The sequence below is a fragment of the Oceanobacter mangrovi genome (genome assembly GCF_019740315.1).
Classification (GTDB): Bacteria; Pseudomonadota; Gammaproteobacteria; order Pseudomonadales; family Oceanobacteraceae; genus Oceanobacter; species Oceanobacter mangrovi.
The window spans coordinates 322,703-348,409 of the sequence record NZ_JAHXZR010000004.1 but is presented as its reverse complement, the minus strand read 5'-3'; the positions used below and the strand labels follow the sequence as shown (position 1 = coordinate 348,409).

At 56.3% G+C, this 25,707-nt stretch carries 28 protein-coding genes; 2 read left to right on the top strand and 26 right to left on the bottom strand.

From position 1 onward, the window contains the following. Nucleotides 1-107: 107 nt before the first annotated feature. The 20 genes from hypD to K6123_RS11190 form a co-directional block, all read right to left on the bottom strand. On the bottom strand, nt 108-1,250 hold the full coding sequence (gene hypD, locus K6123_RS11285) for a hydrogenase formation protein HypD (protein ID WP_221797730.1): 1,143 nt from the start codon (nt 1,248-1,250) through the stop codon (nt 108-110). Then, nucleotides 1,250-1,528, bottom strand: a complete 279-nt coding sequence (locus K6123_RS11280) for a HypC/HybG/HupF family hydrogenase formation chaperone (RefSeq protein ID WP_221797728.1) — start codon at nt 1,526-1,528, stop codon at nt 1,250-1,252. The genes hypD and K6123_RS11280 overlap by 1 nt, the downstream gene beginning before the upstream one ends. After that, nucleotides 1,500-4,112 (bottom strand): carbamoyltransferase HypF, encoded by a 2,613-nt coding sequence (gene hypF / locus K6123_RS11275; RefSeq protein ID WP_221797726.1) that lies wholly within the window; start codon nt 4,110-4,112, stop codon nt 1,500-1,502. Before hypF ends, K6123_RS11280 begins: the two co-directional genes overlap by 29 nt. Further along, entirely contained in the window at nt 4,112-5,587 is a 1,476-nt protein-coding gene (locus tag K6123_RS11270; protein ID WP_221797724.1) for a sigma-54-dependent transcriptional regulator, read from the bottom strand. Before K6123_RS11270 ends, hypF begins: the two co-directional genes overlap by 1 nt. Further along, nucleotides 5,587-6,588, bottom strand: coding sequence for a hydrogenase nickel incorporation protein HypB (gene hypB / locus K6123_RS11265; protein WP_221797723.1), 1,002 nt, complete (start codon nt 6,586-6,588; stop codon nt 5,587-5,589). Before hypB ends, K6123_RS11270 begins: the two co-directional genes overlap by 1 nt. Further along, nucleotides 6,588-6,920 (bottom strand): hydrogenase maturation nickel metallochaperone HypA, encoded by a 333-nt coding sequence (hypA, locus tag K6123_RS11260; RefSeq protein WP_246624734.1) that lies wholly within the window; start codon nt 6,918-6,920, stop codon nt 6,588-6,590. The genes hypB and hypA overlap by 1 nt, the downstream gene beginning before the upstream one ends. A gap of 1 nt (nt 6,921) precedes the next feature. After that, entirely contained in the window at nt 6,922-8,007 is a 1,086-nt protein-coding gene (locus tag K6123_RS11255) for a hypothetical protein (RefSeq protein ID WP_221797719.1), read from the bottom strand. Nucleotides 8,008-8,010: 3 nt separating this feature from the next. Beyond that, nucleotides 8,011-8,529 carry a [NiFe]-hydrogenase assembly chaperone HybE gene (gene hybE, locus K6123_RS11250; protein WP_221797717.1) on the bottom strand — a complete coding sequence of 173 codons (519 nt, stop codon included), beginning with the start codon at nt 8,527-8,529 and terminating at the stop codon, nt 8,011-8,013. 22 nt (nt 8,530-8,551) lie between these two features. Further along, nucleotides 8,552-8,779 (bottom strand): rubredoxin, encoded by a 228-nt coding sequence (locus tag K6123_RS11245; RefSeq protein ID WP_246624733.1) that lies wholly within the window; start codon nt 8,777-8,779, stop codon nt 8,552-8,554. 9 nt (nt 8,780-8,788) lie between these two features. Next, nucleotides 8,789-9,754: a hydrogenase expression/formation protein gene (locus K6123_RS11240; protein ID WP_221797715.1), complete on the bottom strand. Its 966-nt coding sequence runs from the start codon at nt 9,752-9,754 to the stop codon at nt 8,789-8,791. A 29-nt stretch (nt 9,755-9,783) separates the two neighbouring features. Next, nucleotides 9,784-10,182: a thioredoxin domain-containing protein gene (locus K6123_RS11235; protein WP_221797713.1), complete on the bottom strand. Its 399-nt coding sequence runs from the start codon at nt 10,180-10,182 to the stop codon at nt 9,784-9,786. 3 nt (nt 10,183-10,185) lie between these two features. Continuing rightward, nucleotides 10,186-10,560, bottom strand: coding sequence for a HypC/HybG/HupF family hydrogenase formation chaperone (locus tag K6123_RS11230; RefSeq protein WP_221797712.1), 375 nt, complete (start codon nt 10,558-10,560; stop codon nt 10,186-10,188). Beyond that, a complete protein-coding gene (locus tag K6123_RS11225) occupies nt 10,560-11,192 on the bottom strand; it encodes a HyaD/HybD family hydrogenase maturation endopeptidase (protein WP_343223985.1) in 633 nt (210 codons plus the stop codon). The genes K6123_RS11230 and K6123_RS11225 overlap by 1 nt, the downstream gene beginning before the upstream one ends. Before the next feature lie 254 nt (nt 11,193-11,446). After that, nucleotides 11,447-11,776: a HigA family addiction module antitoxin gene (locus K6123_RS11220; RefSeq protein ID WP_221797707.1), complete on the bottom strand. Its 330-nt coding sequence runs from the start codon at nt 11,774-11,776 to the stop codon at nt 11,447-11,449. Nucleotides 11,777-11,852: 76 nt separating this feature from the next. Next, nucleotides 11,853-12,620 carry a Ni/Fe-hydrogenase, b-type cytochrome subunit gene (cybH, locus tag K6123_RS11215; RefSeq protein WP_221797705.1) on the bottom strand — a complete coding sequence of 256 codons (768 nt, stop codon included), beginning with the start codon at nt 12,618-12,620 and terminating at the stop codon, nt 11,853-11,855. A gap of 16 nt (nt 12,621-12,636) precedes the next feature. Beyond that, nucleotides 12,637-14,445, bottom strand: a complete 1,809-nt coding sequence (locus K6123_RS11210) for a nickel-dependent hydrogenase large subunit (protein ID WP_221797704.1) — start codon at nt 14,443-14,445, stop codon at nt 12,637-12,639. Next, a complete protein-coding gene (locus tag K6123_RS11205; RefSeq protein WP_221797701.1) occupies nt 14,442-15,527 on the bottom strand; it encodes a hydrogenase small subunit in 1,086 nt (361 codons plus the stop codon). The genes K6123_RS11210 and K6123_RS11205 overlap by 4 nt, the downstream gene beginning before the upstream one ends. A 539-nt stretch (nt 15,528-16,066) precedes the next feature. Further along, nucleotides 16,067-17,575 (bottom strand): nickel-dependent hydrogenase large subunit, encoded by a 1,509-nt coding sequence (locus tag K6123_RS11200; protein WP_221797699.1) that lies wholly within the window; start codon nt 17,573-17,575, stop codon nt 16,067-16,069. Next, on the bottom strand, nt 17,572-18,576 hold the full coding sequence (locus K6123_RS11195) for an NADH-quinone oxidoreductase subunit B family protein (RefSeq protein WP_343223984.1): 1,005 nt from the start codon (nt 18,574-18,576) through the stop codon (nt 17,572-17,574). Before K6123_RS11195 ends, K6123_RS11200 begins: the two co-directional genes overlap by 4 nt. Then, nucleotides 18,563-19,954 (bottom strand): ATP-binding protein, encoded by a 1,392-nt coding sequence (locus K6123_RS11190; protein WP_221797695.1) that lies wholly within the window; start codon nt 19,952-19,954, stop codon nt 18,563-18,565. Before K6123_RS11190 ends, K6123_RS11195 begins: the two co-directional genes overlap by 14 nt. Before the next feature lie 373 nt (nt 19,955-20,327). Here K6123_RS11190 and K6123_RS11185 point away from each other — a divergent pair, with 373 nt between their 5' ends. After that, complete coding sequence (locus K6123_RS11185; RefSeq protein ID WP_221797694.1) at nt 20,328-20,903, top strand: HupE/UreJ family protein; 576 nt, start codon at nt 20,328-20,330, stop codon at nt 20,901-20,903. Between the two features lie 104 nt (nt 20,904-21,007). On the opposite strand, the gene K6123_RS11180 is transcribed toward K6123_RS11185, so the two are convergent. Then, on the bottom strand, nt 21,008-21,271 hold the full coding sequence (locus tag K6123_RS11180) for a zf-HC2 domain-containing protein (protein ID WP_221797692.1): 264 nt from the start codon (nt 21,269-21,271) through the stop codon (nt 21,008-21,010). Further along, nucleotides 21,268-21,870 carry a sigma-70 family RNA polymerase sigma factor gene (locus K6123_RS11175; RefSeq protein WP_343223983.1) on the bottom strand — a complete coding sequence of 201 codons (603 nt, stop codon included), beginning with the start codon at nt 21,868-21,870 and terminating at the stop codon, nt 21,268-21,270. Before K6123_RS11175 ends, K6123_RS11180 begins: the two co-directional genes overlap by 4 nt. 268 nt (nt 21,871-22,138) lie before the next feature. Here K6123_RS11175 and K6123_RS11170 point away from each other — a divergent pair, with 268 nt between their 5' ends. After that, the gene (locus K6123_RS11170) at nt 22,139-22,510 is read left to right on the top strand and encodes a diacylglycerol kinase (protein ID WP_221797690.1); all 372 of its coding nucleotides are present in this window, start codon (nt 22,139-22,141) and stop codon (nt 22,508-22,510) included. Nucleotides 22,511-22,539: 29 nt separating this feature from the next. Here K6123_RS11170 and K6123_RS11165 read toward each other — a convergent pair whose 3' ends face one another. The 4 genes from K6123_RS11165 to rplI all read right to left on the bottom strand — a co-directional run bounded on the left by K6123_RS11165 (nt 22,540) and on the right by rplI (nt 25,693). Then, nucleotides 22,540-23,091, bottom strand: a complete 552-nt coding sequence (locus tag K6123_RS11165) for a GNAT family N-acetyltransferase (protein ID WP_221797688.1) — start codon at nt 23,089-23,091, stop codon at nt 22,540-22,542. After that, a complete protein-coding gene (locus K6123_RS11160; RefSeq protein ID WP_221797686.1) occupies nt 23,088-23,681 on the bottom strand; it encodes a GNAT family N-acetyltransferase in 594 nt (197 codons plus the stop codon). The genes K6123_RS11165 and K6123_RS11160 overlap by 4 nt, the downstream gene beginning before the upstream one ends. Before the next feature lie 42 nt (nt 23,682-23,723). Further along, nucleotides 23,724-25,109 (bottom strand): replicative DNA helicase, encoded by a 1,386-nt coding sequence (gene dnaB, locus K6123_RS11155; protein WP_221797683.1) that lies wholly within the window; start codon nt 25,107-25,109, stop codon nt 23,724-23,726. Nucleotides 25,110-25,246: 137 nt separating this feature from the next. Next, nucleotides 25,247-25,693 carry a 50S ribosomal protein L9 gene (gene rplI, locus K6123_RS11150; RefSeq protein ID WP_221797681.1) on the bottom strand — a complete coding sequence of 149 codons (447 nt, stop codon included), beginning with the start codon at nt 25,691-25,693 and terminating at the stop codon, nt 25,247-25,249. Nucleotides 25,694-25,707: the final 14 nt, after the last annotated feature.

Here is a 25,707-nt window from a genome sequence, read left to right as displayed (position 1 = left end):
GGCGTCGAGAGCGGTATATCGGGAATAAATTCCCTCCTACAACGACAAAGCAATCGCTGGTTTTGCAGGAGCGAATTTATTCGCGAAAAAATACTTTATGAGCGCAGTCAGCTTTCCATCACTCGGCCGTACTGGTAATACGCCGCACACGCCCCTTCCGACGACACCATGCAGGAGCCCAGTGGGTTATCCGGCGTACAGGGATTATCGAACAGCTTGCAGTCGCGCGGTTTTTTCACGCCACGCAGAATCTGCGGGCATTCGCAGGCCTTGTTGTCTTTCGGCACCAGCTGAATACGCTCGGCGTGCTGTTGCAGCACGTCAGCAAAACGTTGTTCCGCATCCAGCTCGCGATATTGCTCTCGAATCTGTAGCGCGCTGTGCGGTACAAAACCCAGCCCGCGCCATTCAAACTGATCCCGCACTTCAAACACACGTTCGGTAATCTGTCTGGCTTTTTCATTGCCGGTCGCGGTGACCGCACGGGTGAATTCATTTTCGACCACAGCACGACCATCGTTGAGCTGGCGAATCAGCATCAGAATCGCCTGTAGCACGTCGAGAGGTTCAAAGCCGGCAATCACCACCGGGGTGCCATATTGCTGCGGAAACGGTTCGTAAGGATCCGAACCAATCACAGTGCTGACGTGAGCCGGGCCGATAAAACCGTCGAGTTTCAGCGCTTCGCCGGATTCTCGGGTATCCAGAATGCCGTGCATGGCAGCCGGAGTCAGCACATGGTTGCAGAATACCGAAAGGTTTTTCAGCCCCAGTCTGGACGCCTGTTCGATAATCACGGCAGTCGGCGGCGTAGTGGTTTCAAAACCGATGGCAAAAAACACCACCTGACGGTCAGGATGCTGCTGCGCCAGGGCAATACAGTCGGCCGGTGAATACACCATCCGTACGTCGTTGCCCTCGGCACGAATCTTCAGCAGGCTGGTACGGCCGGAACCCGGCACCCGCAGCATGTCGCCATAGGTACACAGAATGATGTCAGGGTGTTTGGCCAGCGCCATTGCCATATCCAGCCGGGCAATGGGCAACACACAGACCGGGCAGCCCGGGCCATGAATCAGCTGCACATTGGCGGGCAGCAAGTCCGGCAGACCATAACGGAAAATCGCATGGGTATGGCCACCACAGAATTCCATCAGGTGATAATTCCGCTCTGGTCGGGCTGCTGCCGCAATCGCTGCCGCCAGCTGCCGCGCCAGGCTGCCATCACGAAATTCGTCAACGTATTTCATCAGCGGCTGACCTCATCACTTACCGGCGTCTCAGACACATCCGACTCCAGCTCGTCGTTCAGATTGATGCCCATTTCCGCGAACATCGCCAGCGTCTTCAGCGCTTCAGCCTCATCCAGCTTTTTTAACGCAAAGCCAACATGCAGGATCACGTATTCACCGACCTTGAGATCGTCCACCAGCGAGATATTGATCTGCTTGCGCAGCCCACCAATGTTGGCGATGGCGGTGAACTCATCCTCAATGGATTCAATTTGCACCGGAATGGCGAGGCACATGCGGCTCTCCTGTTGCTATCGTTCGAGAATCTGAAAGTCGGTAATCTGAAGGCCTGTAACCAGAAGACTGGAAACCGGAAGACGACAACTGCTGGCAGGCCACCGCCAGCTGTCCCAGCGCCAGACCACCATCGTTAAGCGGCAGCTGTTTCGGTAACAGTGGTTCGATTGCCCGGCTGCGCAACCAGACTCGCAAGCCCTGACGCAGCAAGCTGTTCTGCAGGCAGCCTCCAGACAAAACCACCGCTCTGGGCAAGGCGGGATGCTGATCCAGCTGCTGTTCGATCCAGTAACCCAGCTGCTGAATCAGTTGCAGATGAAAGACGGCGGCGATTTCTGCCGCCGAACTGGCGGCACTCTTGCGTTCAACCAGCTGGCTGAACAGCGGATACAGGTTGAGCTCGACGCTTTCACCTAACGGCCGATCAGGTCGATTTACAGACAACAGCAGCGACGCAAAATCCTCTGGCTGCTGGCGTAACCAGCTACGCGCCAGCGCTTCCAGCCGCATCGCTGCTTCACCTTCGTAACTCTGACGGCCCTGCTGCAATCCCAGCTGATCGCCCAGCAACCCCGCCACCGCATCAAACCAGCGCCCGCCACTGGTGGTCGATGGACAATTAATGCCCCGCGCCACCTGGTGCTGTAGCATCGGCAGCGCGGCTGTTGATGGCAGCTGTAAACCCAGCGCCTCAATCGCGGCCAGATCCAGCCCCAGCTGCAACAGTACAGCGGCGCTCAAACGCCAGGGCTCACGACTGGCCAGATCACCACCCGGCATCGGCAAGGCGGACAAAGCGCCCAGGGGTTCAAACTGACCCGCTTGCAGCCGCAATAATTCACCGCCACGGGCGAGACCATCCCAGCCAAGGCCAAAACCATCCAGTGCCAGCCCCAACACAGCCTGCTGTTGTGGCCAGCCAAGATCGGCCAGCACACTGGCCAGATGGGCCTGATGATGCGGCACTTCAATCAAGGGCAGCTGCAGATCGTCTGACAACTGCCGTGCCAGCCGGGCCACAAAACCTTCCGGGTGCAAGTCACAGGCAATCGCTTGCGGCTGTACCTGCATCAACTGCAGCCAATGGTGAACGGTTTGCTGCAAACGGCGGCAATTGTCCGGCTGATCCATATCGCCCAGATGTTGGGAAATCGCGACCTGCGGACCATTGTTCAGGGCGATGGTATTTTTCAGATAACCGCCTAACGCCAGTACAGATGCGGGCTGTTGATCGGCAAGTAGCTGCAGCGCCAGCGGTGCCAGACCACGGCCAATTCTCAATATCAGGCTGTCTTCAGCGTCCGGGGTTTGGTCAGCAAACAAATCAGGCTCGGCCATACAGGCCACCACACTGTCGTCGTTCCGTACCAGAATATCGCGGTTATGCAGCAACCAGAGGTCGGCAATGCCTTGCAGCTGCTGCAACGCCTGCTGATTATCAATCAGCAGCGGTTCGCCGGAGCGATTGCCACTGGTCATCACCAGCGCCAGATCGGCTTTATCAAAATGCTGTCTGGCCAATTCAAACAACAGCCAGTGCAGCGGGCTTTGCGGCAGCATCAAGCCAATGGCGTCAAGCCCCGGCGCTAACTGAGCCAACGCTTGCTGGCGTTGTGGGCTGGCGCCTGGAACTTGTGGAACCACCACCACCGGGGCTGCTGGCGAGGTCAGCCAGTCGTTGGCTTTGGCAGAAATTTTTCCCCATTCAGCAGCCTGGCCCGTGTTGGCCAGCATCACCGCAAAGGGTTTGGCTGGACGCTGTTTACGCTGACGCAAGCGAGCAATCGCTGCCGGGTTAGTCGCATCACAAACCAGATGGAAGCCGCCAACCCCCTTGAGCGCAACAATCTGGCCATCCAGCAAGGCTGCCAGTGTCTGTTGCAGTAGTTCGTCACTGTTTGCCGTGCTTGCCTGACCAGCATTTATCGGGCTGTCGTTAATTTCGCTGCCAGCACGTTGCAACCAGAGTTGCGGGCCGCAATCCGGACAGGCGTTGGGTTGGGCGTGAAAGCGCCGGTTGTTCGGCTGCCGGTATTCCGCCTCACAAGCCGGGCATTGGCCAAACACAGCCATCGAGGTATTCGAACGGTCGTACGGTAGCTGCCTGATCAGGGTATAACGCGGGCCGCACTGGGTGCAGTTGGTGAAGGCGTAGTGATAACGGCGGTTGTGCGGGTCAGCCATCTCGGCCAGACAATCGGCACAAGGGGCGGCATCCGGAGTGATATCCAACGTAGCAGCCGTCGTGGCCTCGCTGTGGATAATCTCAAACTCACGCCATGGCTGTGCCAGCAAGTCGTCAGCCGGTTCGGCGATCACAGCACGAATCTGTGCCAGCTGCGGAGCTTGCTGTGGCAGCTGTTGCTGAAACTGCAGTAACAGCCCGGGCTTGCCAACCAGTTCAATGATGACGCTGCCAGCACGATTGAACACCTGTCCAGTCAGCTGCAACTGACTCGCCAGTCGATATACAAAAGGCCGGAAACCCACCCCTTGTACCTGGCCGTCAACCTGTAATCGCAAACCTTGCCGTTGTTGGTCAAAGGTCGGGTCAGGTCTGGTTATCGAACTGGCAGGTGCCATCAGGCCAGCGGCTCCAGCCCGTATCGTTCCAGCTTGGCGCGCAGACCAACCCGCGACAGTCCGAGTTCATCAGCGGCGCGACTCTTGTTCCACTTGTGGCGGATCATGGTTTCGCGCAGCAGCTGCTTTTCCAGCAACTCGGTTTTGTCCTTCAGGGTGCTGCCTTCGCTCCAGCCTTCCTGGCGTCGCAACAGCGCTTCAAGAATGGGTTCGGCATCGACCGAGTCTGGCAGATGACGTAACAGCCGCGGGCTGATCAGCTCGGCACCAAGGGTATCGCCTTCGGCCAGCACCAGCATACGACGCACTTCGTTCTGCAACTCACGCACGTTACCCGGCCACTGCCAGTTACTCAGCGCCTGCAGGGCGCCGTCGGTAAAACCACTGGCGTCTTTATCGAAGGCATCGCTGGCCTGATGGAGGAAATAATTGGCCAGTACCGGAATATCCATCTTGCGACCCGACAGTGGCGGCAGGCTCAGCGTCATTTCGGCAAGCCGGTAATAGAGGTCTTCCCGGAAACGTCCGGCGGCAACTTCGGCTTCAAGGTCACGGTTGGTGGCGGCAATTACCCGCACATCAATCGGTCGTCGCTTGTCATCGCCAACCCGACGGATTTCCCGCTCCTGCAGCACCCGCAGCAGCATCACCTGAAAGGCCGCTGACACATCGCCGATTTCGTCGAGGAAAATGGTACCGCCATCAGCCTGCTCAAACAGGCCGATATGGTCGTGCATAGCTCCAGTGAAAGCGCCCTTGCGATGGCCAAACAGCTCCGATGCCAACAGGTCATCCGGCATGGCACCGCAGTTTTCCACCACAAAGGGTTTATTGGCGCGCAGGCTGTTGTAATGCAGTGCGCGGGCAAACAGTTCCTTACCCGTGCCCGATGGACCATTGATCATTACGCTGATGTCGTAAGGGGCGATTTGCTGCACCCGCTCACAGATGGCATTCAACGGGCTGGCACTGGCGCGAACGATTTCGTCGAGGGCAAACTGCTGCCGCAAACGGGCCTTTTTCTCTTCGATGCGGGCTTCCGCCTGATTGGTGGTAAGCCGCATTTCGGTCGCCAACAAGGCGTTTTCACTTTCCAGCGACACCAGCCGGCAGGCATTACGCAATGCCAGTAACAGGTGGTCCGGGTGCCAGGGCTTGGTGATGTACTGGAAAATCCCGGCTTCGTTGAGGCCACGAATAATGTCTTCGGAGTCGGTGTAGCCAGACAGAATCAGCCGCGCGGTATTGGGCCATTGCTGACGCACCTGGGTGAGTAACTCAACCCCGGTCATACCTGGCATACGCTGGTCACACACCACCACCGAAATGGGCTGGCGTTCGAGTATTTCCAGCGCTTTCTGGCCAGTGCTGGCACACACGACTTCAAATTCATCATCGAGGGTGCGCTTGAGGGTTTCCAGCGAGCGCAGTTCGTCGTCTACGCACAATACGATTGGGCGACGGGAAATAGCCATCAGAGCAGTGACTCCAGCTGGAGCATCTGGTCTTTCAAGCGCTGGATGCGGGCCTGAATACGCTCGCCGCGCTGTTGTTCAATCCAGTTCAGCCAGCTGTCCATGCCTTCACCACTGCGGGCGGAGCATTGCAGTACCTGAATGTTCGGGTTCACCCGCCGCGCGGCGTCGATACAGGCGTCAACGTCAAAATCCAGATACGGTAGCAGGTCGACCTTGTTGAGAATCATCAGATCGGCAGCATGGAACATATCCGGGTATTTCAGCGGTTTGTCTTCACCTTCTGTGACCGACAGAATCGCCACCTTGTGGGCTTCGCCAAGATCAAACGCCGCCGGGCACACCAGGTTGCCAACGTTTTCGATAAACAGCGTACCGCCGTCCAGTTGTTCAAGCCGGTCGAGAGCATGCCCCACCATATGGGCATCCAGGTGACAGCCCTTGCCGGTATTGACCTGAATCGCCTGGACACCCGTTGCACGAATGCGGTCGGCATCGTTGCTGGTTTGCTGGTCACCTTCAATCACTGCCATTGGCCAACGCTGGCCCAACAGCTTGATGGTTTCGGTCAGCAAGGTGGTTTTGCCGGAACCCGGGCTGGACACCAGATTCAGTGCCAGCAGGTTCAGTTGTTCAAAACGACTGCGGTTAACCGCCGCGTAGCGGTCGTTCTTGCCAAGAATATCCTGTTCGATCTGCACCATCCGGGCCTGACTCAGTCCGGGCGCGTGGGCATGAGCAGCACCCTTGCCGTAATGCAGATCCTGACCACTGGCGCTGGCCACAAACACCGCACTGTCGAGACCTTCAGGCAGCTGCAGATTATTGTTCAGCGGTGCCAGCCGCTGCTCATGCTCATGACTGTGGTCATGCGAATGATCATGTGAGTGGCTGTGAGAATGGCCGTCATGATGATGATCATGGGAATGAGGGTGATGATGCCCGGAGGCCTGCCCTTCGATGCGGGTTTCGCCTTCACTGCATCCACAAACCGTACACATCAAACCACCTCCAGTTCTTTGATTCTGAGTTCATCACCAGCGGTGACCTGCAGCTGATATCCACCACAATGCGGACAGCTGTCAAAACGTTGGGTTACTGCCACTGTCTGGCTACAGCCAAGACACCAGGCCTGACCGGGCAAATCAATAATTTGCAAGCGTGCGCCCTCTGCCAGCGTATGGCGAGTAACGGCATCAAAACAAAAGCTCAGGGCTTCCTTTTCCACCGAGGCCAACGGGCCGATTTCCAGCCATACCGCATTGACCTTGCTGAATGCCTGTACCCGCGCCTGTTCTTCAATCACCTGAATAATGCCTTCTGCAATCGACATCTCATGCATCCGGATGTTCTCCTCGCAGCCCTGTCGCAGTCACAGCAGAGCCTGACGTGTCGTTAGACAAGTTTATCAATTCAATTTGCCCTTCCACACAGGGGTCCAGCGCCAGCATGAGTCGTTGGGCAAGGATTCTGGCTTGCGCCTCTGAAGCCTCGATGCCGGTTAATAAACACGCCAGCAACGGGCCGCAAAAATTCACATCGGTCGGCGCATAAATCTGCCAGTCCAGATGCCCATCAGCCACAGAACCATCAACAAGAGAGCCATCAACTGGCGCAGCCAGTCGATGTAATAGCCAGCCGCGCGAGGTTTTTACCCAGCCTTCACGCTGTTCATCTGAGCCATTCCCCTCAGCCCGACAGGCCAGCCAGTCAGCCACGGCAATCGAACCCTGAACCAGCGCCTGCAAACAGTGCTGCAAACCTTGCCATTGCTGTTCCAGCATACCGGACAGGCGTTCTATCAGGGTTTTGTTTCCCACTTCCAGTAAAGCGCTGGCGCCCGCTCCACTATAACCTTGCTGGCCAGCAGCCACTGCAGGCTCGAATTGCTGCCAGTCACGGGTCTGGGGAGGCAGTTGCAGCCGACTCGTCGGACCAAGTTCGCGCTCCAGCTGCAACCGGAAATGACGCTGCCAGCGTGACAGACCACCCGCTTGTTGCAGCCAGGTTTGCAGATTCTCAGCCGCCAGCGCAATGGCCCACTCATCCTGCTGGCGGATCGCCTGATTCACCGCTTTCAGCTGCTGCTGAAATTCAGCCTGGTTAAACGGCAAATACCAGTGCTGCTTCCAGCGCAGCAGGTATTCACGAATATTTTCCAGTAACACCCCTCGCAGGGAACTGTGCAACGAGTCTCTGGACGGATTCAGCACACCACTGGCGAGCCTGCCCGCCAGGCTGTGGGCTTCACCACAGACAGCAAATAACAGTGGCAGGATCTGACAGGCCTGCTCAGGGCCGTGTCTTTGCAACAACTGATTAATCGCCGCCAACGGCCGCTGCAGTTGACTATCGACCGTTACAATACGGCCTGACTGCCACGTCAGCGTGACCTGTAAACTCCCAGCCCCTGCCGCCATTACTCAGCTGCCGGTCGCCGTACTGGCTTCGCTGGTGATACCACCAGCAAGCGAACGAAACAGTCCCCGCCGTGACATCAGAGTCGGCGTTGCCTTGTCCTGTACGACAGTTTCCGGCGGCTTTGGCATTACCAGTTCCAGTGCCTGCCAGGCAAACGCCCGGGCGGCATCCATGGAATCAAATTGCTGCATCATCGACACCAGAGAGCCACTGGCATAAAAGCCCAGCTGTTCATCATGAGCCAGGGTCAGCTCAAAGTTGCCACCGGGTAACTCAAGCAACCAGTTATCGCCTACCCGGCCCTCGCTCATCCCGGCCGCCAGCAGGTTCATACACCAGGGAGTGACCAACACGCCGACACCAATTTCGTCGCCAATCTGATCAGGACTGTTCGCTGCAGGTAAAGCCTGCCAGCCCAGCAGTTCAACGCTCAAGGGTTCGTGATAGAGCGACAAAAAGCGCATGCGTTCAGCGGCTTGATGGTACAACTGTTCGATCTGCTCGGACGCGGGAATAGACAAATCAATTACCTCTTGATATTGATCAATCAACAATCATGAACTGGTCCTTGTCGCCATCACATTGCGGGCAGCACCAGTGATCCGGTAACTGGCTGAACGGCGTGCCTGGCGCAATTTGCCAGACCTCGTCCCCCTCTTCAGGCTGGTACTGATACCAGCAAATCTTGCATTCCAGTACGGCGTTATCAGCCAGCTGGCTGTTATCACCCAGATAGCTGCCTTCAAAACCTTTCTGCTGTGGTTCCGTCATCAGGTTTCCTCAGGCCGGTAACAGGGCGTCATAAATTTCCCGCAGGCGTTCGGCGGAGTCTTCCAGATCTTCCCGCGCCGCACAGGCCACCTGTGGTACTCGCACCACTTCGAGGGTGTCGAGAATCAGCTGGTCGGTGCTGTTGAAATACTGCACCCGCCAGATACCGTTCACTGCGGTGCTGTTGATGCGGCAGTTACCGTAACCACGCGACAACACCACCACCCGGCCATTACCGAGACGCTGATTCAGGTACAACTGATCTTCAGCCGAGAACGGCAGCAGACTGAGGTTAACCACATGCGGTTGTTCGAACGCCTGTTCGGTATGGGCAGCGGCCTTGTCGAGCAACTCCACCATCACCGATGCACCATTCAGCAAACCGGCGGGCAATTCACCCAGCTCAAAGCTACTGGCCTGTATTGCCGGGAAAGCGTCGCTCAGCACCGCAGCCGGAATCGCGCCGACTTCGAGCCACTGATGTACCAGCTGGTCAGCTGCTACTTGCTGTACCCACCAAACCCCTGCCAGCACGGTTTCCTGCACCCGCAAGCGGGCGGGCTGTTGTGCAGTTTCCAGTACCACCAAAGCAACCTCGCCTTCGCCCAAGGTCTGATACAACAACGCACAGGCCTCGGCGGATACGCCATCCAGTGAAATCAGCTGGCTGGCAGAGATGTCCGCCCCGGCAGCAAATTGATCAAGCGCCTGCTGTAGCTGTTGCAGTACCTGTCCGGCTTGTGGATGCTCAGCCAGGTCTTCCACCTCGGGCAGCACTGGAATGTCGAAGGTATCCATTTCCTTCGGCATTTCCATATAGTTCAGAACCATGTCTTCCTGATGCGAACCCGGCCCTACCAGCCCGGTGCCAGCCAGAGGATTGGCAAAGCTGTTACCAACATTGATACCCAAGGCTTCAGCTTCATTTGCCGCCGTCAAGGCTGACAGGTCAAACAGAGGAATATCGCCTTTCATTATCTGTGTCTCCTTGAGATTCCGGCGCTTCAGGCTTCAGTCGCAGCAACAACGGCTTGCGGCTGGCGTTTGAGAATGTCCGGAATCTGCTGGAGGTAATCGTCCCAGTTCTGGATCTTGATAATGCTGCCGAGGAAATCACCGCGCTTGAGAAACACCAGCGCAGGCCAGGTCACAAAGTGATAACGGCCCTGCAGCTGCTTTTCCGAGTCACGATCAATCACCGCCGCCGCCAGTTGTGGAAAAACCGCCACCAACTCAGGCAACACCACCGCAACGTCCAGTGACTCTTTCACTTTGGTTGGGTCTTCGGTAAAGAACAACACACTGAATTCATGGCTGCCAACAAACTCATCGATGGTGCTACTGGCCAGCAGTGGATAGTGAAATTCATCCAGCAGCCGCTGGATCAGGGGATGAGCAGACATAATTCAGGATTCCTCCGCCGTGCGGGCAGTCGTCGTATGCAGGGCTGCTTGTAAGTGGTCTGGTAACTGAGGTTCGCGGTTAAGGTCAGCAAACAAGTGGTCAAGACCACTGAGATCACCACTGTCGAGTTGTTGTAACGCTTGCAGGGCCATGCCAACCTGCTCGGCCCGAACAGGCGTGAGACACTCTCGGGCAGCGCCAAGAAATACCAGCAACCACTGGCCCGGCTCGACCAGACCAACCAATGACAGATCAACCGTTTCCAGTGGGGTGTCGGCCGTATCGGCAAGGACATCAGACTCGCCCCAGCGTTGACAGCGGGCCGTCAGCGCCAATGAATCCAGCGCCACAACCTGCATGGGAATACCGATGCACATCAGTTGCTGTCTCCCTGCAGGCAGGTAGAGGGAATAAAGCGGATATCGCCGCGACGACAAGCAGCATCTTCAGCTGGCCGACCGGCTTCGTAATCGGCCATCGCCAGCTGATTGGGTGACAGTTCGGTGGAATCCAGTACCTGCTCACGGCGTTGTGGCACCAGGCCGCGCTCGGCCATAAAGTCCAGCACGACCTTTACAGCAGGCTCGATTTGCGCCCGTACCACATCACGCAGGCTGCCACCAAAGTCTTCCAGCGCTTCTGGCTGCACACCGACCAGCAGCAGCTCATCAGGATAACCACCGGCGAATTCGGCAGTCGCCAGTACTTCCTGAAAACCGGTCTGATGCAGACTCATTTTCTTGGCGCCCATAAACTTCGGCACATCGTCATCACGAATGATTTTCATGGTGCCCGGTTCCAGACCGTAGTCGATCGCATCGAACACCATCAGGACATCGCAAGCCTGTACATGCTGCACCAGATACAAGCCTTGGGTGCCGCCATCCAACAGCTCGACATTGGCCGGAAATTCAAAATGCTGGTTGAGGTACTCCACACAGCGTACGCCAAAGCCTTCGTCAGCCCACAGCAGGTTACCAATACCCAGAATCAGAAATTGTTTATCCACACATGCCTCGATCAAGCGTTAGCCGCCAGGCTGGCAACTTGGTTTATCAACAGGTGGAAAGATGATTATCAAGACTTGTGCCAGATCAATAATCTGCAATAAGCACAGATGTAACGGGGGTGGTTACAAGCACATGAGCAATTCAGAAGAACACCAGCCTTCCAGAAAAACAACAAAATGGAAGGTTCCATTCCACTCAAGCTCTGCATCCACTCAGATGCCGGAGATTCCACAGCAAACCAGACAACAGCCTGTCAGTCGCGCACAGACCTGGATCGCAAAGCCTGATACAACTCCCACAGCTGCTGTTTTTCCAGCCAGAACATTGGGCTGGTGTGGAACTGCTGAGCCAGTTTAAGTGCGGTATCAGCCGTAATCGCCCGCTGCCCATTAACGATTTCGTTCACTCTGCGACGGGAGATACCAAGCATTCTGGCCAGGTCTGATTGCGTTAGTTGAAGTGGTGCCAGATAGCAACGCTGCAGCAACAGGCCTGGATGTTCAGGCTTGCGCATCGGGAAAGCAGTGGCGCGACGGATTGCTATTGTCAGATGTTTTGAGTCAGTCAAAGGAGTTACTGGCATCAGCGATCCATTGGGTGATATGAGACACGGTCGCAGACTCCCATACCAGCGTATGGGAGCCCGCAAACCGGACAGATCAGTCCGGTTTGTCGTCCTTGAACATGCGCCAGCCACCCACCATGGTGGAGATCAGCGACTGTCGGGACATGATGTCTTCCCGCACCGCCACATACACATGGGACATCACAAAAATGATGATGTACCACATGCCGAGGTGGTGCCAGGTGTGGACATCCTGACTCTGCCCCATCAACGGAATCACCCAACCAAACCAGTTATTGGCCCAGCTGCCAGCACCAGTACCCTCACCATACAGGGCAAAGCCGGTGATGATCATGAAGATGATGCCGATCACAAAGAAACTGAACATGGCCAGTTGCCCCATCGGGTTATGGCCAATGTATTTCTTCGGCGTTTTTTCGAGGAACAGATACCAGCGCAGTTCATGCAGCAGTTCAGCCCACCACTTTTTCTTGTGGATCGGCACGATAAACAGCTCACGGGCATGGCTATTGCCCACGAAGGCCCAATAAATCCGGCCAACAAAAGCAATCGCCAAAATATAACCGGCGGCAAAATGCGCAAAACGGATATAGCCCATCAGGAAATGATCACTGGCTTCGCCCGGCATGGTTGGCAGCGGTGAGCCAATAAAATAGCCGCTCACGCAGAGGGTGATGATGCACAGCACCGTCACCCAGTGCCACAAACGCAGTGGTGCCTCGTAGACATACACGGCAGTCTGGCGGCGCACTATTTGCTGTTCGCCATCATCGGAGGCCGTCGCAGTACTGGCGAGCTCAGCGGCCTTCACCCGGGTTTCGGCAACCTGTGTGTCAGACATAACTCACTCCTTCCGCTCAGCGGATTTTCACCTGGCTCATCTGCTGGCCATCTTCAGACATCACGTGAGTGGAACAAGCCAGACACGGATCGAAGCTGTGCAGCGTTCGAAGGATTTCCACCGGCTCTTCCGGACGTTCCATCGGGGTGTTCAGCAGTGACGCTTCAAAGGCACCGATGTTGCCCTGGGCATCCCGTGGCGAACCGTTCCAGGTGGTTGGAACAATGGCCTGATAGTTTTCGATCTTGCCATCCTTGATCTTGATCCAGTGACCCAAAGCACCACGCGGGGCTTCGTTGATACCCACGCCTTTGGCTTCTTTTGGCCAGGTCGACGGATCCCATTTCTCAACGTTGGCCGTTGAACGATCACCCGCCTTGATGTTGTTGATCAGCGCCTGCCAGTCGTCCAGCATGGTGTCGCAGCACAGCTCACATTCCAGTGCCCGCGCCAACGTACGGCCCAGGGTTGAAGGCAGGAATTGCTTCAGACCAAGCTCCAGTCCGGTGTTCTGGTTAAAGGCCGCCAGCGAACGGTCAACCTGTTCCTGCACGTATTCCTTACCCGACACATAAGCGATGATATAGCGCGACAGCGGCCCCACTTCCATCGCATGACCACGCCAGCGTGGTGCCTTGATCCAGCTGTATTTGTGGGCTTCGTCGAGTTCCTTGATATCGGTTTTGGTGCCCTTGGTATTAGGACCCAGCTCGAAGTTGGGGCTGGTGTCACCGTCCCATGGATGCAGGCCCTTAACGCCGTCGGCGTAGCTGTACCAGGAGTGATCAACAAATTCCTGAATCTGTTCCGGATCGCGTACATCCACTGGCAGCACTTCATCCCAGTTGCCATTCACAATGGCACCGGCTGGCAGCAGGTCGGTCGACTTGTCGCCCGGAACCTGGGTGTAGGTACCGTAAGACAGCATATTCTGGCCAGCCAGACCGCCGCCATAAAGCCAGTCTTTATAGATACCAGCCACCGCCAGAACATCCGGCAAGTAGACGTTTTTGGTGAACTCGCGGGCTTCCTGAATGCGCTGCAACACAAAATTGAGGCTCACCATATTCACCGGCGCACCCGAGGCACCCACGTCATCCAGGTTGATAGCACAGGCAACACCACCGACCAGATAGTTCGGGTGTGGGTTCTTGCCACCAAAAATGGTGTGGATCTTGACGATCTCTTTCTGCAGATCCAGCGCTTCGAGATAATGCGCCACCGCCATCAGGTCCGCCTCCGGTGGCAGTTTGTAGGCCGGGTTATCCCAATAGCCGTTGGCGAACAGACCCAGCTGGCCGGATTGCACAAACTTTTTCAGACGGTTCTGCACATCGCGGAAATAGCCCGGTGACGACTTGGCGTGGGCTGGCGAGACCATCTTCTGCAGCTCGGAAGTGGCTTTCGGATCAGCCTTGAGAGCATTCACCGGGTTCACCCAGTCGAGCGCATGCAGGTGATAGAAGTGCACGATGTGGTCGTGGACCTGCAGGGTCTTGTCCATCAGGTGACGGATCAGGTGAGCATTGAGCGGAATCTGAATGCCCAGTGCATCTTCTACCGCTCTAACAGATGTCAGTGCATGCGTACCGGTACAAACACCACAGATACGTTCCACAAAGGCCCATGCATCGCGAGGGTCGCGGCCTTTCAGAATCACTTCCAGACCACGCCACATAGTGCCGGTGGACACAGCGTTACGAATAATATTGTTGCTGTCGACGTTCACTTCGCAGCGCATGTGACCCTCGATACGGGTCACCGGATCGACCACCACACGGCGGCCGCTGTTATCCAGCTGACTGGCGTTCAGTGGTGTGTTCATGCCTGATCCTCATGTTCTTCTTTTTTGGTAAGTTGTTTCAGTGCGCTCACCGCGGCGTGGGCGGCAATGGCAGCACCAACACCACCGGCCACAGCGGTGCCGATTTCGTCAGCATTTTTCTCAATGCCAAATTGCGGAATATTGGTCAGGCGGTCATAGAAGGAACCCTTGTCCCAGAAACCGTCTTCAGAACATCCGATACAGCCGTGACCCGCCTGAATCGGGAAGGACGTACCTTCGTTCCAGCGCACAGTCGAACAGGCGTTATAGGTGGTTGGACCTTTACAGCCAACCTTGTAGAGGCAATAGCCTTTACGGGCAGATTCATCATCCCACTGCTCAACAAACTGACCGGCATCGAAGTGCGGACGACGGTAACACTTGTCGTGAATACGCTGGCCGTAGAACATTTTTGGACGGCCCTGACGGTCGAGTTCCGGCAGCTTGCCAAAGGTCAGCATGTAGGTGATTACGCCGGTCATAACTTCGGCAATCGGCGGGCAGCCTGGCACCTTGATGATTGGCTTGTCGGTGATCACCTTGTGGATTGGCACCGCCTGGGTCGGGTTTGGACGAGCAGCCTGGACACAGCCCCAGCTGGCGCAGGAACCCCAGGCAATCACGGCCTTGGCGTGCTTGGAAGCACGTTTGAGCTGATCAAGGAACGGCTTGCCGCCAACGATACAAAACATACCGTCTTCATTGAGTGGCGGGTTACCTTCAACCGCCAGAATGTATTCACCCTTGTACTTCTCCATGGTTTCTTCCAGCGCCGCTTCGGCCTGGTGACCCGCTGCTGCCATCAGGGTGTCGTCGTAGTCCAGCGAGATCATCGACAGCACTACGTCTTTCACCAGCGGGTGAGCAGAACGGATAAAGGATTCAGAACAACAGGTACATTCCAGGCCGTGCAACCATAACACCGGCGTTCGCGGTTTGGTTTCCATGGCGTTGGCGATTTGCGGTACAAAATTCGGGCCGAGGCCCAAAGCAGCTGCAGTCAGACTACAGTACTTGAGAAAGCTGCGTCGGGTGATCCCCTGCCGCCGCATCACTTCATAGAAGGTTTCAATCTGAGACATGCGGAGTCCTCTAGCGTCCAAACCACTCACGGCAAAATGAAGGACGCCTACAGGCACCTTCCAGCGTGGCTATTATCGTTATGGGAGAAGTACCGCAGGGCTCAGCAATATTTGAACCAGAATGGATTTCCTTTATATATCAACGAATTAATTAAAATATTCAGAAATCCGCAAGAACTGTCGTTACAACCTGATTAAAAACCGGAAAGTTGCTTTGCAGTATAAGGAAGATGAAACAACCGGATCAGCCACTACCTCGCTGCAAGACAGACACAGATTTGCGAGCAGTTAACAGGATTTGACCAATATAACGACGAGAGCTGCACAAGCTGCTGCCAATCACCGATCAGAGTGGTTATTGGCTGGTCAGACAGCCCCGGAAGAAACAGCCTGGTTTGAGCTGGCATGAATTATTTGGGTTTAGTCATGCAGGTCAGATAAAACGCGAAGCGGCTGCCATCTGACATCAACCTGTTGGATGGTACCCGACAATTGCTGGGCATGGCCCAGCCTTATATCTCTCCAGGAGCCTCTGACACTCAATGCACCGTACACACCATGCAAGGGTCAAAGCTGCGAACGATATGCTGTACCGCAATCGGGTCCTGTTCGCCATCCAGTACCGGCGCGCCAACTAACGCCTGCTCCAGTGCGCCCGGCTGGCCCTGCTGGTCGCGCGGTGAGAAGTTCCAGGTGGTCGGCGCGATGATCTGGTAGTGGCTGATCTTGCCGTTTTTCAGTTTGATCCAGTGCCCCAGTGAACCTCGGGCTGCTTCGATCAGCCCAACGCCTTCGCCGTCCTTGCGCAGGCTGGAATGGTCACAAAAAGTGTCGCCGGGTTGCAGATCACGCGCCCATTGCTGCATCCGTGGCAGTGTCCAGGCCAGCTCCAGCAGTTTGGCCAGCATCCGGCTGTGGACAGTTGCGCCCTGCTGTTGCATCAGCTCGGTCGCCAACGGCCGCTGACTCACCACTGCCCGTGCCAGCGCGCCAGTCTCCACTACCCGGCCATTCAGACGTGGAGCCTTGCACCAGCTGTAGGCTCCCGGCTTTTCACTGGAATGCAGCGACACATGGGTTTGTCCCTGCGCCGGATGCAAGGGACTGCCGCTGTCTTCCACCCAGCTGTGCGAAACATCTTCATGGATGGCCGCGATGTCGAGCGGCTGTACGCCAGCACGCGGAACCCAGACACCCGAATCGACCTGCGGGCCATTATTCAGTGGCTGGGTGGATGGATAGTTACCAACGCTCATCAGCCAGTCGGTGGCGCGGCCAAGCTGATCAAACTGCAATTGTTGCGACAGCATCAGGAAGCGGCGCAGGTCGCTGGATTGCCAGTCATCCTGCTGCTGCCAGTTCTCTAACGCCTGTATCGACGTCAGTTCGTTGATGGCATCAAGATCATCACCGAACAGAATTTGCTCAAGAAAACGACGGAAGTCAGCCAGCAGGCTGATCAGCCGCAAGCGTTCCTGTTTGGTCACCGGCTTGCTGGAGCCACCCGGTTGTAACGCCAGCGTGTGTGGCCAGTGGCCAGCCATTAATCCCATCAAATGCAGAAAGCTGGCCCGGGCAGGCAACACCTGCTGGCTGGCCGCACCCTTGACCGCCTGAAAGCGCTGCTGCACCGGAGCATACCAGTCGCGTCCGGCATACACAGGGCGAGCCAGATCCGGCATAAAAAACAGATAGAAATGAGTCAGCAAATCGGTGAGGGATTCGTTGGCCAACAACAGATTCTGCGCCAGCAAGCCATTGGCGGTTGGCTGAATGCCACTGGCATCAGCCAGCGCCCGGGCACAGGCAACGGATTGGGCCACCGAACAAATACCACAAATACGTGGTGTATAAACCAGCGCGTCCATGGCTGGCTTGCCCACCAGAATCTGCTCAAAACCACGAAACAGGGTGGAGTTCACATGCGCCGATACAACCCGGTTGTGGCCATCCTGAACGGCAACTTCCAGACGAATATCCAGATCCCCTTCAACCCGGTTAAAGGGGCCGACCTGAAGGCGCCGGGGCGACTGATTGCTATCGCTCATTTGTGATTCTTCTTGTGCAGGGTGGGCGGATAAATCAGCTGTTCTGATCGGGCATTTTCCCGCAGTCGTTCCGGTGTTGCCGCTTTCGATAACGACGCCAACGCGACGAACCAGGCTTTCGGCATATCGGTTGGCAGGCCCACCGGAATACCGGCAATTTTAGGCGTTACCACAAACGACTGACGTGGCTCTTCAAATTCCGGCGCGGTGCAGTTGATACAGGCATGACCGGCACGGGTACAGGAGCCATTGCCGTTCCACAAACGGGTGTTGCAGTCGGCGTGGGCCTGGGTACCAAGGCAGCCCATATGTTCCATCATGCAACCGAGATCACCCGGCTGTTCGGCACTGGCCTTGTATTCGTAATATTCGTTGCGGTTACAGCCATGATGCACCAGCTGGTCGGTGTACAGCCGTGGCCGCGAGAAAGCATCAAAGTCGGCGCGTTGTGGTTGATCGAGAACCAACTGCATCAGGGTTTCCGTGACCCAGTCAGGGTGCGTCGGGCAACCTGCGACGTTAATCACTGGCATGTCGTTACGACTAACATAATCGCTGCCGAGCAAACCGCCTCGCAACTCCCCCTCAAACTGCAGGCCTGTCGCGTCAGTAATGTTATCCGAGCTGCTGCTGATGCCACCAAAGGCAGCGCAGGTGCCAATCGCAAGGGTGTAACGAGCCTTGGCTGCCAGCTGGCGTACCCACTCGATCATGGCTATGCCAGTGCCACCTAACAGGTGAAAGCGGCCGGTACCGGCCGGACCACGCAGCATTGAGCCTTCGATACAGAGCAGGTCGAGGGGGATTTCGTCAGCGAGAATTTGTTCTAACAGTTGTTGCACTTCGGTGCCGGTTTGCTCGCTCAGCGACGGATGCCACAACAGGTTGATCCCGGCGTTTTCCAGCGTTGCAATCAGGTTCGGACTTTCAGCATTCAGCAATGACATCGAACAACCACCGCAACCACCGGATTGCAGCCACAACAGATTAGCCTTGCTCACCGCTCTCTCCTGTCTGCTCCTGCCCATCTTGCTCAGGAGGCTGTACCGGTAATTCCAGCCGGGCGATAACCCCACCATGCTGGCCGCCCTGTTTACCATTCTGTACGGTCAGAGTGCCACCGTGTTCGGCCACAATACCATAGCTGATAGAGAGCCCCAGTCCGGTGCCCTGACCCGGTGGCTTGGTGGTAAAAAACGGATCGAACAAGCGCGCCAGATCCTGTGGGGAAATGCCGCTGCCGTTGTCGATAACTTCCAGCCACAAGGTGCCATCTTCCTCACTGCCCATCCGACCAGCCCGAATCGTCAGCCGGGCGTCGTCCTGGTTACGTATTGAATCCACCGCATTTTGCACCAGGTTCACCACTACCTGATGGATCTGGCCGGCATGGCCACGGCCGGTGAGGTGATCCGGCAGCTCACGCTGCACAATGATTTTGGGATGTTCCTTGAGGATCCAGTGCATCGCCGACTGTGCTACGTGGACCAGATCATAGGGCAGCTTTTCGCTACGCTGGGTTGAGGAAAACTGCTTCAGGTCGTTGACGATCTCGCGCACCCGATCCGCCCCTTCAAGCGTACCTTCGACCAGAGAATCGAGATCAGCAATGACCTTGTCGAGCCGTAATTCTTCGCGCATCTGCGCCAGGGAAGCGCCACTGGCACCGCTTTGCACAGCATCAAAATACTGCACCAGCCTGGTGGTATAGCGCTTCAGCGCATGCATGTTGCCGTAAACAAAGCTGATCGGGTTATTCAGTTCGTGGGCAACACCGGCGACCAGCCGGCCGAGCGAGGCCATTTTTTCCGACTGCACCAGCCGCTCTTGTGCCAGCTTGAGTTCGGCGTGGGCTTCGTTGAGTTCCTTGAAGGCGGTCTGCAATTCACCTAACGGTCGTCCGGCGACCACCACACCAATCAAACGCCCACGCTGGTTAAAGCGAGGCGAACAATTGAGAGCCAGCGGCACCGGGCCATTGATTCCCAACAACGTGATTTCCTGATCACGGATCGGCTCATGGCGAACCCGATTAAGGCAGGCGGTCAGCAAGCTCTGGCAATGGCTGGTACAGAGCGAAGCAATGGACTCACCGACCAGACTGTCGGCAGACTTGCCGGTCAGTTCTTCACAGGCACGATTAACCTGCTGAATCCGGCCTTCGTGGTCGCAGGCAATCAGCACATCACTCATGGCAGCCAGCACGCCATCAAAAAAGGTCCGGGCTTCTTCCAGCTGCAGATTCTGCTCTTCCACCTGTACCTGGTAGTCCACCAGGTCGGCGTAGGCTTCATCCATTTTCTGAATCACGCTGAGCCAGGCTTCTTCACCTGTGCGTGGCAGCTCACCAACTGTGGTCTGTTGTGGTCGTTTTGTCATAATCCATGGGCTCTGTGGAGCCTGATCTGATCCCTGTCGAAGGAAAACCATGCCAGCTTGGGGCCAACTTGCCCGTTAACCGTCAGAGCAATTTATTTCGTCAGTCAAACCGACCTCAAGCGTAAAGCAAGCAGCCATTCAATGCAGCACAACGGTTAGTTACTTTGCACTCAGCCTGAGCAGCAGCCGCGCAGACCCAGACCGGCAACCGCCGCCGTAGCGCGATTTATCTACCCCGTCAGCAAGCTATTCGTCTATCAGCCAGACTGGCACCTTGCTTGCTGTAGTCAGACCAACGCCTCGTGCCCAGCAGCCAGCCCGTTTGTGATCGGGCTGGTCCCCACCGATCTGCAGAATAAGAGAAGAATACATGATGTCCCGGACTCTCGTACTGGCCAGCGCCATGTTGCTGGCATCCCCCGCTGTGATGGCTCACCCCGCTGACGGCTCTGGCTTCAGTGCCGGTTTGATTCATGCATTCACCGGCTTTGATCATATGTTGTCGATGCTGGCGATTGGCCTTTGGAGCGCCGGTTTGATGAAGCGCAGCCGCCAGCTGATTCTGTGGGGCCTGCCAATGGTACTGGCAGCCGGTTTTGCGATTGGTAGTCTGATTGGCGTCGAACAGGTGATCGCCACAGCGGATATGAGTATTGCGCTGTCGCTGGTATTGCTGGGCGGGCTGATTGCCACCCGTGTCAGTGGTCTGCTGAACAACAGCCAGGCACTACTATTGGCGCTGGCCTTTGTGATTTTCCATGGTGTTGCCCACACCGAAGCCCAGACCGGCCATGCGCTGGCGTTTCTGGCCGGTCTGATGCTGACCAGCATCGCGCTGAGCCAGCTGGGTAACCTGATTGGCCAGCAGCTGGCGCAACGTTCGCCTCGCCTGCTGGCGGTTGCCGGCTCGGTTATTTCCCTGTGTGGATTGAGTCTGGCACTGGCCTGAGTTTGATCAGTGCACCGCTCCCCGTGGTGTACGCCTTGCCTGGGCCAGCCCCTGTTCTGGCCATTTTTTCTCCCGGCTGTGCGCTGTGTGCAGTGCGGGAGCTTTTAGCTGCGCTTGTTGTTATCTGATTTGTTGTTATCTGGTTTGTTGCTATCCGGCTTCTCAGCCTTGCCCCGCGGTTTGTCTGACTCGCCTGACTGGCTGGCAAACTCCCGCATAAGATACCGCAACGAGCCCATTTGCTGGCTGAAATTACGGCAGCCACTGCACACCAGCAGGTGAAATTTCAGCTCAACCTGCTCAGTCATCCTGAGCTTGCGATCCTGCGATTCCGACAACAACCGGGTTGCCTGATGGCAGTTCATCATGATGCTGGTCCTCCTGTCGTGGCAAACCAGTTATTCTCCAGGCATTCACGTAGTTGCAGCCGCGCCCGGTACAGCAACACATGCAGGTTACTGACGGTCACATCAACCGCATCGCAGATTTCTTCTGACGACAGCTCCATAAACTCACGCATCATAAAGACCTGCGCCTGACGGGCTGGCAAATGGTTCAGACAGGCATCAAAGACCGCCCAGAACTGCCGCTCGTGCACCAGCCGCTGGGGCGAATTCCAGCTAATCGGCTGTTCTTCCTGATGCCAGTGACCCTGGTGATCGAACAGCTGTTCTTCCAGCTCTCCCGGATCACCAGCGGCGACTGGGATGACCGACTCTGGTTGACGGTATTTCTGCCGCAGGATATCGGTGATCTTGTTTTTCAGGATCGCAAACACCCAGCTTTTCAAAGCTGCCTGACGGGTAAGTGAAGCGGCGTTACGCAAGGCACCCGCCAGCGCTTCCTGCACCGCGTCCTCTGCCAGCGCCTCGTTGTTCAGCTGCAAGCGGGCAAACGCCAGCATCTGGCTACGCAGACGTTTCATAAAGATTTCGTCCGTCAGCAACGGTGATTCAATCTCACTCACCCGGTACCGCCTGCGTATAAAACATTGATAAACACGGTCTGGCTCCAGCTCCCTGTTGTTGTAAATCTGTGATCCGTCCGGCTTCAAGCCGTTTGTGGCTAAACAAAAAACGTACCAACTCGTATGATACGGAATGAATGGACCTGACCAAAGGTGTCGGATTGTCCTACATTTAAAACTGATATTTCGCGCACGTTTTTGAAAGGAATATGCAAACTTCCGTCGCTACACTGACGGGTTGCAGCTGCATCAACACAGGATCACACGCATGCTTCAGAAAGCCACTGGCTTGAAACGCTTTTATTATGCTTCCCGTTATTCCTGGCAAGGCCTGAAAGCCGCCTACAACAACGAACCGGCGTTTCGTTATGAACTTTGGGCCGGGCTGGCACTGGTGCCTGCCAGCTTTATGGTAGCCCAATCCGCCCTGCAATGGGCGTTGCTGATAACCAGCTGGTTACTGATTCTGGTAATGGAGCTGATCAACACCGCCATTGAAGCTGTGGTTGACCGGGCAGGAAAGGAATACAACCCGATGGCTGGGCTGGCCAAGGATCTTGGCTCAGCCGCAGTGACAGTATCGATTATGATTTGCACGATTTTCTGGCTGGCTATTCTGATCGATAACTCAGCCAGCTGATCGTGCGCATTACACCTGTAACCCGGTTATCAGGCCGGGTCGCTTGCCAGCTTGCCAAACACGGCGTGATCGACCCATTGGCCTTCAAACTCCAGCTGGGCTGGCAATACGCCTTCAGGCTGGAAGCCACATTCACCCGCCAGCGCAACATGCTTGTCGGCGTCAGGCAGCATCCGCAGTTCCAGTCGATGCAATGCCAGATCACTGAAACAGAACTGCTCAACCGCCGCCAGAATTTCCCGCAGCTCAGTAGCTGTCACTGACTCATCCAGCTCCCACTGCAAACGGCCTGATGCCTGCATCCAGTTAATGTCCGTCAGTGTGATACGGGCAGCCAGTGCCGCTCGTTCTTCCAGTGAACCGGTCAGACGCTCAACCAGCCAGGTGGCAGCTTCACGGGCCTGAAAACGCATGGTGGCACGGCGTAATTCATCAAGTGTCTGTACTGACGTGTACAACTGGCTTTTCGGCAAGTGCGCGCTGGCAGACGGGTTTTTCAGCAAGCCGAACAGGGACTCTTCGTCATCCGCACTGATCGGCAGGCGGATCAGGAAGTTGGTCGTTTCATAATTCCAGTTCACTGAACGGACTCCCCTTCGTTATTACCTGCGACACTGGTCACTGCGTTATCAGCAACCGACAAGACCTTGTGGTATTGCTCAACATCACGCCATTCGTTTTCACCGATTCGCCAGGCCTGACGCAGGCGTGCAGCGAACGTAAAACCGGCGGCTGCGAGCATTTCCTTGATGGCTTCGTTCTGGCCTTCAATCCACTGCCAGGCGAAATTACGCAGGTGGTACTTGTCAGCCATAAAGTCGATACAGGCCTGCAGCGCCAACGCCCGAACGTTCATGTCAGCAACGGGCAAGGCGTCAATACGGAAAGTGACCTTGAGCCAGGACGGCTGCCAGTCAAACGCGCTGACCTGGCCAACCAGCTGATAGCCTTCCGCTGCAGAACCCAATTCCAGCGCCCACATCATGCCCCGCTGGGTCGCTGCCATCTGCACTCCCAGCTCAATCATACGATCCAGCTGTTCCGGCTTTTCCAACGGTCGCTGGCCCGGCACTTCCGGTTGTTGATAAACGGCAAACAGGGCATCGCGGTCAGAGGCTTCCAGCGTCCGGACGCGGCCACCCTCGAATTCGAGTGTGGGGGTAAACTTCATGGGGTTCCTCGTTCTGTTACTGCGGAAAATCAGCCGATGCGCTTACTCATCGTCATAGTCGCCATAACCATGGGCGAGATTTTCAAAGCGGGTGTATTTACCGATAAAGGCCAGCCGGTCGGTACCAATCGGGCCGTTACGGTGTTTACCCGTGATGATTTCGGCAACCCCTTTTTCCGGGCTGTCCTCGTTATAAACCTCATCACGGTAAATAAACTGGATAATATCGGCGTCCTGCTCGATGGCGCCGGATTCACGCAGGTCGGAGTTCACCGGGCGTTTGTTGGGACGTTGCTCGAGCGAGCGGTTGAGCTGTGACAGCGCGATCATCGGGCAATTGAATTCCTTGGCGATGACCTTGAGAGTCCGGGAAATTTCGGAAATTTCCTGGGTCCGGCCTTCAGACTTGCCGGTCACCCGCATCAGCTGCAAATAGTCGACCATGATCAGCGCAAGATCACCGGCTTCGCGATAAACCTGGCGGGCGCGAGCTCGCATTTCCTGCGGCGTCAGCGCGGCCGTATCGTCGATGTAGAGCGGCAGGTCTTTCAGCATGGTGACAGCGGCCGACAACTTGGGCCAGTCTTCGTCGATCAGCTTGCCGCTACGGATACGGCTCTGGTCGATCTTACCTATCGACGACAGCATACGCATGACGATGGATTCAGATGGCATTTCCAGTGAAAACACCAGACATGGCCGTTTGGTGCTCAGCAGGGCGTTTTCAACCAGGTTCATGGCATAGGTGGTTTTACCCATCGACGGACGGGCGGCGATAATCACCAGGTCGGCCTTTTGCCAGCCGGAGGTGCGCTGGTCGATATTGTCGAAGCCGGAAGTCACACCAGTCAGGCCATCCGGCTGGTTGAACATCTGGTCGAGCTGGTCGAGGGTATTTTTCAGAATCGGCGCGACCTTGACCGGACCACCGTCGTTGCGGTTGCCTTCGGCGATTTCAGCAATCGCTTTTTCGGCGTCGGAAATCAGTGTCAGGCTGTCATCACCACCCGGCTCGTAAGCCTTCTGCATGATGTCGCTGGCGGCTTCAATCAGACGGCGCTGCTGAGAACGCTCACGCACAATCCCGGCATAGGCCGAGCAGTTTTCAATCGACGGCGTGAGGTCAACCAGCCGCGCCAGATAGGAGGCACCACCGGCGCCTTCCAGCTGGCCACGCTCTTCCAGCTCTTCTGCTACCGTGACCACGTCAATCGCCTGTTCGACCGATGACAGATGGCTAATAGCGCGGAAAATCAAGCGGTGATCGTGACGATAGAAATCCGTATCCAGCAAGCTTTCACTGACCGATTCCCAGGCACGTTCGTCCAGCATCAGGGCGCCAAGCACAGATTGCTCGGCTTCGACCGAATGCGGCGGGGTGCGAGGCTGGGAAGACTCGGTTACGTCAGACTGGTAGTCGTCACTCATCTCCGGATTCCATTACAAACAGCGGCGGGCCGGGGACATCCCGGCAGATACAAAAAAGGCACTAGAGAGTGACCAATAGTGCCTTTTTCAGGCAGCCGGAACAATCCGGCTGCCTGACCTGCATGAAGCGTTATTACTTATTCAGCAACAACGTGCAGTTTCAGAACTGCTTCAACTTCAGCGTGCAGGTGGATAGCAACGTCGAATTCGCCAACTACGCGGATAGGACCGGTAGGCAGACGTACTTCAGACTTGGCCAGTGCAACGCCAGCCTGGGTAGCCAGTTCAGCGATGTCACGGTTGCCCAGAGAACCGAACAGTTTGCCTTCGTCGCCAGCGCGAACAGCCACAGACAATTCGATTTCTTCGATTTTCTCTTTACGAGACTGGGCTTCGGCCAGCTTGGCAGCAGCAGAGGCTTCCAGTTCAGCACGACGAGCTTCGAAGTGTTCGATGTTAGCCTGGGTAGCAGGAACAGCTTTACCGTGTGGAACCAGGAAGTTACGAGCGTAACCTGGCTTAACGTTTACTTTCTCGCCCAGTTCACCCAGGTTTGCTACTTTTTCCAGCAGAATGATTTGCATCTTGAATTCCTCAT

Bases quoted from the DNA above. Each gene is read 5' to 3' on its own strand.
- hypD (WP_221797730.1), bottom strand. From the start codon at position 1,250: ATGAAATACGTTGACGAATTTCGTGATGGCAGCCTGGCGCGGCAGCTG.
- K6123_RS11280 (WP_221797728.1), bottom strand. From the start codon at position 1,528: ATGTGCCTCGCCATTCCGGTGCAAATTGAATCCATTGAGGATGAGTTC.
- hypF (WP_221797726.1), bottom strand. From the start codon at position 4,112: ATGGCACCTGCCAGTTCGATAACCAGACCTGACCCGACCTTTGACCAA.
- K6123_RS11270 (WP_221797724.1), bottom strand. From the start codon at position 5,587: ATGGCTATTTCCCGTCGCCCAATCGTATTGTGCGTAGACGACGAACTG.
- hypB (WP_221797723.1), bottom strand. From the start codon at position 6,588: ATGTGTACGGTTTGTGGATGCAGTGAAGGCGAAACCCGCATCGAAGGG.
- hypA (WP_246624734.1), bottom strand. From the start codon at position 6,920: ATGTCGATTGCAGAAGGCATTATTCAGGTGATTGAAGAACAGGCGCGG.
- K6123_RS11255 (WP_221797719.1), bottom strand. From the start codon at position 8,007: ATGGCGGCAGGGGCTGGGAGTTTACAGGTCACGCTGACGTGGCAGTCA.
- K6123_RS11245 (WP_246624733.1), bottom strand. From the start codon at position 8,779: ATGACGGAACCACAGCAGAAAGGTTTTGAAGGCAGCTATCTGGGTGAT.
- K6123_RS11240 (WP_221797715.1), bottom strand. From the start codon at position 9,754: ATGAAAGGCGATATTCCTCTGTTTGACCTGTCAGCCTTGACGGCGGCA.
- K6123_RS11235 (WP_221797713.1), bottom strand. From the start codon at position 10,182: ATGTCTGCTCATCCCCTGATCCAGCGGCTGCTGGATGAATTTCACTAT.
- K6123_RS11230 (WP_221797712.1), bottom strand. From the start codon at position 10,560: ATGTGCATCGGTATTCCCATGCAGGTTGTGGCGCTGGATTCATTGGCG.
- K6123_RS11220 (WP_221797707.1), bottom strand. From the start codon at position 11,776: ATGCCAGTAACTCCTTTGACTGACTCAAAACATCTGACAATAGCAATC.
- cybH (WP_221797705.1), bottom strand. From the start codon at position 12,620: ATGTCTGACACACAGGTTGCCGAAACCCGGGTGAAGGCCGCTGAGCTC.
- K6123_RS11210 (WP_221797704.1), bottom strand. From the start codon at position 14,445: ATGAACACACCACTGAACGCCAGTCAGCTGGATAACAGCGGCCGCCGT.
- K6123_RS11205 (WP_221797701.1), bottom strand. From the start codon at position 15,527: ATGTCTCAGATTGAAACCTTCTATGAAGTGATGCGGCGGCAGGGGATC.
- K6123_RS11200 (WP_221797699.1), bottom strand. From the start codon at position 17,575: ATGAGCGATAGCAATCAGTCGCCCCGGCGCCTTCAGGTCGGCCCCTTT.
- K6123_RS11190 (WP_221797695.1), bottom strand. From the start codon at position 19,954: ATGACAAAACGACCACAACAGACCACAGTTGGTGAGCTGCCACGCACA.
- K6123_RS11185 (WP_221797694.1), top strand. From the start codon at position 20,328: ATGTCCCGGACTCTCGTACTGGCCAGCGCCATGTTGCTGGCATCCCCC.
- K6123_RS11180 (WP_221797692.1), bottom strand. From the start codon at position 21,271: ATGATGAACTGCCATCAGGCAACCCGGTTGTTGTCGGAATCGCAGGAT.
- K6123_RS11170 (WP_221797690.1), top strand. From the start codon at position 22,139: ATGCTTCAGAAAGCCACTGGCTTGAAACGCTTTTATTATGCTTCCCGT.
- K6123_RS11160 (WP_221797686.1), bottom strand. From the start codon at position 23,681: ATGAAGTTTACCCCCACACTCGAATTCGAGGGTGGCCGCGTCCGGACG.
- dnaB (WP_221797683.1), bottom strand. From the start codon at position 25,109: ATGAGTGACGACTACCAGTCTGACGTAACCGAGTCTTCCCAGCCTCGC.
- rplI (WP_221797681.1), bottom strand. From the start codon at position 25,693: ATGCAAATCATTCTGCTGGAAAAAGTAGCAAACCTGGGTGAACTGGGC.